Source organism: Sphingobacterium bovistauri, from assembly GCF_020295405.1.
GTDB classification, from domain to species: Bacteria; Bacteroidota; Bacteroidia; order Sphingobacteriales; family Sphingobacteriaceae; genus Sphingobacterium; species Sphingobacterium bovistauri.
In genome coordinates this window covers 88608-101705 of the sequence record NZ_JADEYP010000005.1, presented here as the reverse complement: position 1 = coordinate 101705, position 13098 = coordinate 88608, and the positions used below count along the sequence as shown (strand labels likewise).

The 13098-nt window shown below is 35.0% G+C and carries 8 protein-coding genes; 2 read left to right on the top strand and 6 right to left on the bottom strand.

The genetic code is table 11. The features are described 5' to 3' along the window. Nucleotides 1-24: 24 nt before the first annotated feature. The gene (locus IPZ78_RS04395) at nt 25-1275 is read right to left on the bottom strand and encodes an ROK family protein (RefSeq protein ID WP_225551724.1); all 1251 of its coding nucleotides are present in this window, start codon (nt 1273-1275) and stop codon (nt 25-27) included. A gap of 266 nt (nt 1276-1541) precedes the next feature. Here IPZ78_RS04395 and IPZ78_RS04390 point away from each other — a divergent pair, with 266 nt between their 5' ends. Together IPZ78_RS04390 and pth are read left to right on the top strand one after the other, a co-directional pair. After that, nucleotides 1542-2141 (top strand): 50S ribosomal protein L25/general stress protein Ctc, encoded by a 600-nt coding sequence (locus IPZ78_RS04390; protein ID WP_225551723.1) that lies wholly within the window; start codon nt 1542-1544, stop codon nt 2139-2141. 86 nt (nt 2142-2227) lie between these two features. Then, nucleotides 2228-2791 carry an aminoacyl-tRNA hydrolase gene (pth, locus tag IPZ78_RS04385; RefSeq protein WP_225551722.1) on the top strand — a complete coding sequence of 188 codons (564 nt, stop codon included), beginning with the start codon at nt 2228-2230 and terminating at the stop codon, nt 2789-2791. A gap of 65 nt (nt 2792-2856) precedes the next feature. Here pth and IPZ78_RS04380 read toward each other — a convergent pair whose 3' ends face one another. Genes IPZ78_RS04380 through IPZ78_RS04360 form a run of 5 tightly spaced genes read right to left on the bottom strand, consistent with a single transcriptional unit; the run spans nt 2857 to nt 13087 of the window. Further along, a complete protein-coding gene (locus tag IPZ78_RS04380; protein ID WP_225551720.1) occupies nt 2857-3969 on the bottom strand; it encodes a glycoside hydrolase family 10 protein in 1113 nt (370 codons plus the stop codon). A 56-nt stretch (nt 3970-4025) separates the two neighbouring features. Then, a complete protein-coding gene (locus tag IPZ78_RS04375) occupies nt 4026-5825 on the bottom strand; it encodes a hypothetical protein (RefSeq protein WP_225551719.1) in 1800 nt (599 codons plus the stop codon). A 16-nt stretch (nt 5826-5841) separates the two neighbouring features. After that, nucleotides 5842-7728, bottom strand: a complete 1887-nt coding sequence (locus IPZ78_RS04370; protein WP_225551718.1) for a RagB/SusD family nutrient uptake outer membrane protein — start codon at nt 7726-7728, stop codon at nt 5842-5844. A 21-nt stretch (nt 7729-7749) separates the two neighbouring features. Then, the gene (locus tag IPZ78_RS04365; RefSeq protein WP_225551716.1) at nt 7750-10776 is read right to left on the bottom strand and encodes a SusC/RagA family TonB-linked outer membrane protein; all 3027 of its coding nucleotides are present in this window, start codon (nt 10774-10776) and stop codon (nt 7750-7752) included. A gap of 52 nt (nt 10777-10828) precedes the next feature. Continuing rightward, complete coding sequence (locus IPZ78_RS04360) at nt 10829-13087, bottom strand: GH92 family glycosyl hydrolase (RefSeq protein WP_225551715.1); 2259 nt, start codon at nt 13085-13087, stop codon at nt 10829-10831. Nucleotides 13088-13098: the final 11 nt, after the last annotated feature.

Genomic DNA, 13098 nt, shown 5'->3' with positions numbered 1-13098 from the left:
AAATAATTAATTATATAAAATGTGTTAGTTGTTCATATTTAATACATCTAGATTACTTTTAAAATAATCTACAACAGTATATCTAACCAATCCTTGTGCATAACCATTCTCATCTAATGAAGACAAATGAATCTCACATTTTTGACGGATAGCATTCATGGTATATTTATTTAAACTTTGTTGAATTGGTATCGTAATCAACGAACCTGCTTTAGCAAATTTGCCACTCAATACGACAGATTCTGGATTCAGTATCTGAATTAATAAGGATATCGCCTTCCCTAGATTATAACCGAGATTTGCGATTAAATCTATAGCATATTGATCTCCCTGATTCGCAACTTGAATTATATGTTGAGGTTGAAGATCTGCCAAGTTTGGTAAGTTCTTTAATAAAGTAGGCTCTCCCCTTTCAATATCCTGACGAGCTTGATTAACGAGAAATATTCCTGAGGCTATTGTCTCTAGACAACCACGTTTACCACAATAACAAAGTTCTCCCTCCTCTACAAATGCCATATGTCCCATTTCCCCCGCAAACCCTTCATTACCCATGTAGACTTTCCCATCAATGATTACTCCCAATCCAATCCCCCAGTCCATCAATATCACCAATACATTCTCCCTGTTCTGTGCAGCACCATAAGCCAACTCACTCAAAGCTGCGCCTTTGACATCATTTATCACTGCGACATGCTTCCCAAGTTTTTTTTGCAGGTATTCAGAAATATTAAAAGAGTTTTTATTGTAAAATGTTTGATTAGTTCCTAGTTTGTAGTTTATAAGTCCAGGCATACTTAATCCTATGGCAGAAATATTGCGCTCATCAATACCAAAATCCTCATAATATTGTTTTATTACTTGGATGAGATCCTCAATATCTCCATTATTAGTACTAATTTCAAAAGGATAAGATTTTCTTCCGAACAATATATTATTATTATTGTCCATTACAACAAGATGAAGAGCAAAACGTTCAACCTCAACACACAATACATTAAATACGCCGTCATTCAGTTGATAAAGCACAGGCTTTCTTCCTCCTATTGATTCTCCCTTCTCTTTTGGTACTAATAGCTTTCTCTGATGTAGGTCTAATATAAGATTATTCATTGTTGGAAAGCTTAGTCCAACATCCTGAACAAGTTCTCCTAAGGACAGCATCTCTTTATCAAAAAGCGTCATCATCAGCTTTACTTTATTTAAAGCTGATTTGCGTTTTATTGTTGTTTTTGCTGAGCTGACTTCCTCCAACAAATCTTCTAGTAAACTCATAAATTAGATTATACTCAAAAATAATAAAACACATTAAACAATTCAAAAAAAATATACATATAACAAAAACTTTACTAAAAATTTTAATCAAGTCCCTTATGATTACCTAATTATTAACACATAAATAGCATTTTGCACCTTCAATTTAATTCACTTATAATCAAAAACATATTCTTCACAAGGATTCCTTTCAAAAAGGTAAATTATATATTGCTAACAAAATATATAATCATTATCTTTGCAACTCAATTTTTAAAATTATCAAAATGAAATCAATTGCTATTAGCGGTTCTGTAAGACAGAGCGTAGGGAAAAGAGATGCAAAGGAATTGCGTTACGAAGGTCAAGTACCTGCAGTTCTTTACGGTGGTACTACACAAACACACCTTTCTGTATCCGCAGCTGATTTGAAACAAGTTCTTTACACTGCTGATGTTGTATTCGTAGAATTAAACATTGATGGAAAAACTGTAAAGGCTATCGTTCAAGACGCTCAATTCCACCCATTAACTGACTTAGTTACTCACATTGACTTTTTAGAGTTATTTGATGATAAAGAAGTTTCATTAAACATCCCTATCAAATTAACAGGTACATCACCAGGTGTTAAAATGGGGGGTAAATTAGTTCAAAAATTACGTAACCTACGTGTTAAAGCATTGCCTAACAACTTGCCTCAAGTAATCGAAGTTCCTATGGAATCTTTGGAAGTTGGTAAATCTTTCCGCGTACGTCAAGTAGAATTAGCGAATGCTAAAGTATTGAACAACAGTGACGATACAATCGTTTCAGTTATCATGTCTCGTGCATTACGTCAAGCTGAACAAGAAGCTGCTAAAGCTGCTAAAGGTGGTAAGAAAAAATAATTTTTGCTTCACCGCAAATTTGAAGGGCATCGATATTTCGATGCCCTTTTTTCTTGGCTTATGAAATCATTTTTTAACTTTGCAACATGAATTATCTTATTGTAGGACTTGGGAATATAGGCAAAGAGTATGAAGATACTCGACACAATATTGGTTTTATGGTCGCTGATGAGTTAGCCAATCAAGCCAATAGTTCATGGTCCTTACTGAAACATGCATATTATACGGAATTCAAAATGCGCGGGCACAATGTCTATGTCATCAAACCGACTACATATATGAACCTAAGCGGAAAAGCCGTCAATTACTATATGCAGAATTTGAAAGTTCCTATCGATAATGTACTGGTGATTGTAGATGATTTAGCTATACCATTCGGATCACTACGTGTTAAACCAAAGGGTTCTGCTGCAGGACACAATGGACTAAAATCTATTGAAGCTTTATGTGGAGGACAAAACTATCCGCGCCTGCGATTTGGAATTGGAGACAACTATCCTAAAGGAAGACAAGTAGATTATGTCTTGGGAGCATTTGATAAAGATGAACAAAAAGACCTACCTGCACTAATTGAGCACGCAGTAAAGATGATTCACTCTTTTGTAAGCATTGGTATAGGTCTAACGATGACTAATCTCAATACAAAATAAAACAATAAAGCCACTTACGAAAAGTGGCTTATTAGTTATTCTACATTACTAGATATAGTAAATTTTTATTTCTTCGACTCAAAAAGGTTACTCTTCAAGCCTTCGTAGAACCAAAAAACTTCTCCTCTAATCCCCAACTGTCTATTATAGATAATCATCTGATCAAAAAACTCTTTAGTAGGTGTATAATCGGCATTTCTAATTAATACTCCCGGAAAAAACTTGTTTCGAGTAGAATTATTAAGATAACTCACTTGTTCACTCAAAGTCGCTTTATAAGCCTCTATATTATATCGATAGATTTGTGGAAACACATAATCAATTATTCCATCATTCAGCCACTTAGGCCAGTCTTGCAAATATTCAGTTTTCGCCCAAGGATGTACACTAGGAGCGCTTGTTACTAATACTTGAGGTTTCTCCTTTTTTACACTTTGATATAGATCCTTCAGAAAAACGGTTAATTTTGAACTTCTCCATTCCACCCATTCCTTATTCAAATAATCTGAAGGGGGAACATTACCATTATGCTCATTTTTATACAATTGCACTGTATATTCATCATATCCCCCCGTAGAAGGTAATGCAGGTAATCTATCATCCCCTTGGACACCGTCAACATTATAATTCTTAACGACTTCAAGTACTAAAGATTTAACAAACCCTTGTACCTCTGGATGAAAAGCATTCATCCACTCAAAATTATTCTTTTTTAAAATATTCCCCTGTTGATCTTTTGCTTGCCAATGATTATATTTTTGAATAATATGTCCTCCATTTGCATTATAGGAAGAAGCAAAGCCATACTCAAACCAAGCGTGTACCTTTAAACCATGTTGGTGAGCTACTACTATCATTTCTTGTAAAGGATCTCTTCCTTCAAATTTTTTCATGATAGGTTGACCAAAATGATCTGACATGATCTTACTAGGATATAGTGTATATCCACCATTCCATACAACTAAAAATATATCCGTAATATCTAATGATTTACAATGTAAAACTGCGCGCTCTATACCCTGCTTATCATTTAAAACATCACTAGCTACATTCGTAATCCAAACACCTTTAAAAGGTTTTTCACTTTTATCTGGGTTAGGCTTGGGTAGTATATCCTTGGCAGCACATGACTGACAAAGAACTAATACAGATAATAATATATATATAGCTTTATTCATTTCATTACAATAAAAAGGGAGGATCACTCCTCCCTAACTAAAACTTAATTAAAAATCTATTCTTCTACTTGATAAACACGAATTCCAATGTTAGAACAACTATACATGACATGTAATTTATTATTTATAATTGCAATATCTGTATCCATTGTTGCATTACCATTAGCCGCATTAGATGGCATTAATACATCTAGAATAGGGTTTTGGAATGCGTTAAGTTCACCATTGGTAAAATCTATCAAACGCATTATCATCCCTCTATTAGCTTGAAATATAGTATATGAAACATAATCTCTACCCTTGTATGTAAAGAACTTATTAGCTGTAGTGTACTGGCCTGATATTTTAAAGTTTTCATTCATCGTATTATTTAACGAGAACAACCCGTAATTAGCAATGACGCTATTTACCCAAGTACCAATGTATCCACTGCGACCATTAGGCAATGCTGAAACCTCAAAATAGTTAGTACCTGCTGCAGGTATACTTAGCTTTTGTGGAGTTGTATTCAACACCCCACCTGCCACTTTATACACCACTACATCAGTTTTACCGGCTAAAGTGATTACAATTGTAGCGTCACCATCCAAACTTCCCGTAATAGTTATACCCGCAGTTCTTGGTTGATAACTCAAGCCAAGACTCTGTTGTGTGTGCGATAGGTATAGTGAAGGTGTAGCATCAACATTATCCCATTTGTATACATTGACAGCAGCTCCATTTACCCCTAGGGCGATACCCAATATTTTTCCTTTTTCATCTGAAGCAACTTGACGCAAACTATGATTGAAAGTTAATCCTTGAATACTTAATATTTTGGAACGCACTCCATTTAATCCATACACATGCATACCGACATTAGTTGTATGTGAAGGGATAACAATACTACCATTTGAAAATGCTGAACCTATCAAATCATTTGCACCTAGGCCAAGACTACTAAATAAAATTTCAGTTTTTGGCACTAATGACAGCTTAGGTTGTGCGATAGTAAATTCCATTTGTATACCATCAGAACCAGTTATTTTCACTTTATTATTACCACTCATTAAGTTCAAACCTGTTCCAACAAAAGAAGGGTCAACTACATTGGCAAATCCTGTTTCCATTGATAAATTTGCATTAGAGAAATTGGAAAGGCCTTTTACAAAAGGAACAACTACATTATTTGCAAGAACTTGTACTGAATCTGTTTCGATACCATTAATAGTCATCCCCTTAATTAATGCAGGTCCTACTTGTTCACTAGTCACGATTAAATCGTAATTATAGATTGTAGTTTCATCAATACCTTTGACTTTAACTGGAACACTATTTGTGTAATCTTTCTCAACACCATTTTGAAAATCAACCATCTCGCCATTGACGAATTCTAGTGTTAATTTCAAATTTTTCAAATCAGTTAATTCTGGTACTTGAACCACAATTGAACTTGCACTATAGTGAATATCTGTTTGAGGGATGATAAGTCCTTCAATGATTAAATTTCTTAATAAAGGCGCCGATTTAACAAGTAATTTACCTTGTTTATTCACCCCATTCTTACCAACTAAACTAACATCCATTGGCTTACGAGCATCATATTTTAGCTGTTGAGGAAAACCTTGTAATTCACCATTTACAACTAATAATTCAAGTGCTACATTAGACACATCTGTTCCTGCTGGCATATCTACAATGGTATTATCACCATCATATGTCGGATAATGAAGTACATCATTGATTTTAACACCAACAATCTTTACCTCTTCATACGCTCTATCTAATTCACTTTCCTTTGAACATGAAAAGAACATTAGTCCTACGCAAATAAGAAGGGATGCCAGTATACTATTTTTTATAATATTTGTTTTCATAATTAAAGATTTAGGATTATTCACCATAACCTGGATTTTGAGTCAACCACGGCGCTTTATTTCGCTCTGTTTGTGGTATTGGCCACAAATAAAATCTGTCTTCCCAGTTTCTACTTATATCACGAGAACGAAGTTTTGAACCGTATGCTTGGTAGCTAGCTACATCATTAAGATCTCTTTCTGACCCAACAGCACCATAGTTAGGAACCATATCAGGTGTAACTTGAGTGTATCCATCAGGATAAATATTTTGTGCAGCACTAACGCCGATAGCTTTAGGATAACCGTATGTTGGTTCTGCATTTTGTATTGCTCCTAAGCGCCATCTACGCATATCAAATAAGTACAAACCCTCTTTGGCTAATTCTACTTTACGCTCACGACGAACTATTTGTCTTAATTTTGATTCATTACCCGCACGAGATGGATCTGATTGTAATACTCCTGGCATACCCACACGTGCTCTTACCTGATCTATTGCGTTTACAACAGTAGCATCAATTTCTCCTAACTCAATTTTTGCTTCAGCATAATTTAATAATACCTCTGCATATCTCATGATTACAATATTATAGGTTGGCAGTGCAGAAGCTTCATCATCAAAATGATTGTATTTCTTCCATGCATATCCCACACCACTTTGTATATATCCATATTGTGCAACAGAACCTATATAATCTATATTCTCAACCAGTTGCATATTACCTTGCTCATCCCATTGCTTAGTCTTCGGATTGTATACATCCATTAAGAATTTCTTCTTATTCCCTCCTGTATTACCTATAATAGTATCCTGATGCGTATAAATAGTATATTTCAAACGCGGATCACGATTTTGGAATGGCTTTTTAGGATCATATCCTGAAGTCGGATCATCAATACGTTTACCGTTACTAGTCTCATAAGTATCCACCAACTGTCCCGTAGGGAATCTACCACTTTGGCCAATCATACGCACTTGCTCACCTAAAGACATATATTGAGTACTCTTTTCTCCAAAATCAGAGAACATCATGAACAACATATTCTCACTCTTAGCATCTGGTTTCATTTGCCCAACACGTGTAAACAAATCGTTATAGTTTTTTGCTAATACTCGACCTCCCTCATCTATTATTCTTTTTGAAGAAGTCGCGGCAGATTGAAAATATTCTTTTGCTTTCTGCTCATCTTTGGCAGCATTGATACCATGACCAAATTTGCTCCACGAACCGGCGTATAAAGCTATCCTAGATTTTAGTCCTAATGCAACTGCTTTGTCAACTCTACCCCATTCAGTATTTTGCCACGGAAGTATTGCTGCTGCCTCATCTAAGTCTTGAATAATTAAATCAACCACTTCAGACCAATTTTTCCTTTCAGTAGATCTTAATTGTTCCTCCGAGACAGGCTCAGCAAAATATGGCACATCACCATATAAGCTGACTAACTGAATATTAAAATGAGCACGCAAAACCTTAATTTCAGCTAAAATTCGTCTAGCGTTATCATTTAAATCGTTATAATAAGGCTGTGCTCCCGAAAGCACGGCATTACATCTTGCAATGGATGTGTAAAGAATTGACCAAGTAAGTTCCTGTGTGAAATTCGTTCTCAAGTCAACCGTTCCTGCCCCAATGGATGCATTATCTGCACGCTCTATACCGAATGGGGTATACATATCCCACAACACAGAAAATGGTATATTACTAGAGCTACTGTGGTTCATTTTCAACCGTTGATAACATCCGTTAGCCCCTTGCCTTATTGCTCCTTCGTTATTATAAAAATTAGATGACAAATATTCACTTAAAGGCTCTCTATCCAAATAATTCTTACATCCTACATTCGCTAATGATAAAACCGATATACATCCAAGTGTAACTAATGTATTCTTAGCGAAAAACTTCTTTTTCAAGTTCATAATCAATAAAATTGAAATAATTTAAAATTTAAAATCTAATCCAAATGTATACGTCTGCATGATTGGATAAAATTCTCCTCCAACACCACCACCATAACTTACCTCTGGATCATATCCTGAGAAGAAATTACTTCTTGTGAATAAATTTTGTCCACTTACATAAACACGTAGATTATTCAATCCTAACTTAGCAAGTTTGTTTTGAGGTAAATTATAGCCCAAAATGACATTCTTTAGTCTAGCATATGAACCATCTTGAATCCACTTATCAGATCTTGCAAAGTTGTCACCTGAATTTGCTTCAGGAACAAGAATAGGGTAAGCAGCATTTGGATTCTCTGGAGTCCAATAGTCAATTTGATGACGGAATAAATTTGAACCATTAGCAAATGGTTTCAACCCAACGCCACTCATATATGCTGCACGTTCGCCAACTCCCTGAATAAAAGCAGATAAATCAAAGTTTTTATAGGCAAAATTGAAATTAACACCAAATTCATAGTGTGGGAAAGGATCACCTAAATACACTAAATCACGTGAGTCTATTAATAAAGGATCAACCCCCTCACCTTCGTGTATTTTCTTATATTTAACAAAACCAGGTCTCGCTGAAGCGCTCAATTTAGGAGATGTTGCTACATCATCCCAATCTTGGAAATAACCATCAGTTAGATATCCCCACAAACCATTGTTAGGATACCCCTCTACCATTGTACGGTCTTGAGAATTTAATCCATTCAAATTGGTGATTTTATTTCTGTTGTCATTCAATGATAATGTGACACCATACTTAAAGTCGTTAATCTTGTTGTTGTAAGTCAATGCTACTTCCCAACCTTTATTCTCCATATCTCCCGCATTAGAATAAGCAGGTTGCATACCTGCATAATATGGAAGAGGAAACGTCATTAACATATCGTAGATATTTTTTACATAATAATCAGCTGTCAATTGCAATTTGTTCTTAAACAAATTCAAATCTAGACCAACATTAATTTGTTCAGACTTTTCCCAACTGATATTACTATTTGACAAATTTGTCTGTGCAACACCTGCTGCCAATTCTTTTCCATCACCTAAATAATATCCATAACCAGTATTGATAGTCGCTGTATATGGATAATTACCAATATCTTGATTACCCAATAAACCATAAGAAGCTCTGATCTTCAAGAAATCAATAACATCAGAAGTGGACTCCATAAACGACTCTTTAGACACTACCCAACCACCAGATACCGAAGGGAAGAATCCCCAACGATTAGAAGGTGTAAAGCGTGACGAACCATCATATCTACCCGTCGCTTCGAATAAATATTTATCATCAAATGTATAGTTCAATCTCGCGTATCCAGATTGCATAGCCCAATTACTAGCACCGCCGCCAGCTGTAGCAGTAGCGCCATCACCATTATTCAAATAATATCTGCTTAAATCAAATCCTCTTCTACTACCAAAGAAAGATGTACTTGTGTGATCCTCAGCTTGGAAACCTACTAAAATCTTTGCATAATGCTGATCAATAGATTTCTCATAAGAAGCTTGAGTTCTATAGTAATTTCGGATATTTTCACTCCACGATTCAGTCAAATTATCTTGACCTGGATAAATACCCAATACAGTACCTTTCAATGATGTTTTATAAGGTACTATCAAATTACGATTTCGTCCCTGTACAGAGCGATTTGAGTATTGACCGATAATTTCTAGACCTTCCAATGGAGTCAATGTTAATGTACCACTCAATACACGTTCAGAACTTCTATTTCTATCTTCTCCTTCTGCATTTGCTTGTGCCGTAGGATTATCTCCATTTTTACCATACCCCCAATTTCCATCTAATTCACGAGCTGCAGACAAGGTAGGAAGCATATATAATGACTTATTAATAATGCTCTTAGGTGATGAGATAGAAGGCTCTAATGTTTTTGCATCTCTTAAGATAGTGTTCATACCGAACTTCATCCAAGGCAAAATTTTTGCATCAGCATTCAGGACGATATTAAATCTATTGAAATTATTATTTGGAATTAAGCCATCTTGATGCATATATGTACCTGATCCAAAGAAACTCAACTTATCACTTCCGCCAGCTAAAGAAAGATTATGATTTTGCATTATTGCAAAATCTTTCATCGTCTCCGCTTTCCAATCGGTATCATATCTATTCCAATTATCAGGCTTTAGAGTTCTTTGGTCTTCAATTAGTTTTAATTGCTGTTCTCTTTGTGCTGGAGAAACGGAAATACCCGCATTATCCATTGCATCTAGCTCTGCTTGCAAATACTCATACGCAGAAACTACTTCTGGCATATTAGTTGGTTTTTGAAGCGTAGAATAGCCACTATATGTGGTGACAATTTTACCTTCTTTCCCGCGTTTTGTTGTAATTAAAACAACACCATTAGACGCTCTTGAACCATAGATAGATGATGATGCAGCATCTTTCAATACTGAGATTGACTCTACAGAGTTCATATCAACTTGATTGATATCCATTTCTATACCATCTACTAATACTAATGGGAAAGTATTGGAATTAATAGAACCAATACCACGAATCCTAATGTTAGCCCCATCAGCCCCTGGTTGTCCTGATGTTTGTTGAACAGTAACACCTGGCATCTTACCTTGAAGCGCTGTTGACAAAGAAGCTACACTTCTCTCCTTTACACTCTCACCAGACAATGTAGAAATGGCTCCTGTCAATGTTGCCTTCTTTTGTGTACTATAGCCGACAACTACAGTTTCTTCAAGGACGATTGCTTCGACAGCTAGCTGTACATTCAATACACTTTGTCCAGCAAAAGTTATCTTAGTCGTTTGATACCCAACAAGAGTATAAGATATAACTTCTCCGTTTTTCACATTAATGGAATATTCCCCGTTCTTATTCGTAGAAGTTCCCTTATTTGTTCCTTGAACAAGTACAGAAACTCCATCCAAATAAACTCCATTATGTTCAACTTGTCCTTTTACAGTCACCTCTTGAGCAAAGAGATTGGCTGTAAGAAGAAAAAATACAATAAATAATAGGTTTTTCTTCATTGATTACGTTATTAAATTGTTTTTAATATTTATTTGTTAATTAAACCACTATTTAGAATAGGGTTTGCGGTGATGTAGCATAATTCTCTCTTTTTGATTCCACATCATAATTTGGTGTATCCCCCATATTGATTACTAATTTTCCTCCTTTCATAATTTGATTATACGTTATGAAAAATTTATTTTGTTTTTCATTATTCAATTCTATAGACTGTATGTATTTGTTTTCCTTAGAATTATTTACCACTTCTATTTTGAATGTTTTACCATTATTAAGACGTATAGAAGCCTTATCAACCAATGGTGAGCCAAACACAAAAACACCATTATTTGGATTGACAGGATAAAACCCTATTGATGTAAAAATATACCAAGCAGACATTTGACCACAATCCTCATTTCCGATCAAGCCGTCAGCTGTAGTTTTATAAAATTCCTTATCAATTTTTCTAATTAAATCCGCTGTTTTCCAAGGTTGCCCCGCAAAGGCATATAAATATGTTATATGATGACTAGGCTCATTACCATGCGCATACTGCCCAATCATACCTGTGATATCTACAGAAGCTCCTTCATTCAACTTTGAATCAACTGTAAATAGACTATCTAGCTTGTTAACAAAATTTGATTTACCTCCAAATAAATCTATCAATCCCTCCACATCATGAGGAACAAGCCAAGTATATTGCCACGCATTACCTTCTACATAATCATCCTCAAGATGTAAGCTATGACTAGGATCAAAAGGAGTTCTAAAATCTCCATTAGCCAATTTACCTCTCATAAAGCCCGACTTATTATCAAAATAGTTTTGATAAAAGATAGACCTTGCTAGGTGTTTTTCATATAATACTTGATTATTTAATTTCAACGCCAATTGAGCAATAGCATAGTCGTCAACCGCATATTCTAAACCTTTAGCAACTGACCAAACTTCTTTATCAGCAGGTATATAATTATACTTATTTATGAAAGGTAATCCAGCATAATTGTAATCTGAGAATTGACTTACCTCCTTTAATACATCATGTGGATGGTCGTATAAACCTTTAAGAACAGCATCCACCAGTACTGGAATAGAATGAACTCCCGTCATACAATCTGTCTCACTACCCACTAAATGCCAGACAGGCATTCTTCCTTGCTGATTACTAATATTCATAATACTATTTGAATAATCTGCAACAGTTGTGTCTATTAAAGTCATCAATGGGTGAAAGGCTCTATAGGTATCCCAAAATGAAAATATAGAATACGTATTATAATTCTCTTCTTCATGAATCTGATCATCAGCACCTCTATACTGTCCATTTACATCTGAAAAAATAGAGGGGCTTATAGCAGCGTGATACATAGATGTGTAGAATTTTTTCAACGTTTCTTCATCTTTGCTTTCAACTTGTATAGCACTTAACTTATCAAACCACAAGCGCTCTGACTCCTTAAGAATCTCCTCAAAATCACGTCCTAATGCTTCTACCTCATAATTCAATTTGGCACCATCAATGGAAACATATGAAATTGCAGTCTTAACATTCAAAACATCGACTTCATCACCAAACAATAAAACAGTTTTTATATCCTCACCACGAAGTATGTTAGAATCTATAAATTTATTTGAATCATAATTTTTGAATGATTTTATTTTTGAAGAAAACACACTGTAAAAGAACACCTTGTGATTCTTAGCCCATTCATCCGAATAACGATAACCTACAATCGTAGAATCATTCAATACCTCAACATAAGATTCCAAAGCACCCTTTCTCGCCTCTAAAGATTTAACTCCTTCATGTAAGTCGATTAATACTTGCTTATTTTCTACAGCATCGGGATAATGATATCTATGATAGCCTACACGCGTACTTGCTGTTAATTCAACTTCAATATCTGAAGTATCCAATTTAACTTTATAATATCCAGGATTTACCTTTTCGTCCTTTTTAGAGAAGCGAGAAAAATATATTGAAGAGTCTTTTGGAGTATACTGTTCATCACCTACAATAGGCATAAACAGAATATCACCCAAATCTGCTATTCCTGTACCCGATAGATGTGTATGTGCAAATCCTACAATAGTTGAATCGGCATCATTATATCCTGAACACCAATCCCAACCTTTGGAAAGATTATTTGGACCAAGTTGAATCATACCATTAGGCACAGATGCCCCCACAAACACATGCCCATGACCTCCAGAGCCAATAAGTGGATCAACATAATCTAAAATAGTTTTCTCTGTACTCATACGATGATGAGTACAGCTATTGAAAACTATAGTAAGTAAAATTATAATAGGTAGATTATACATTTTTTTATACT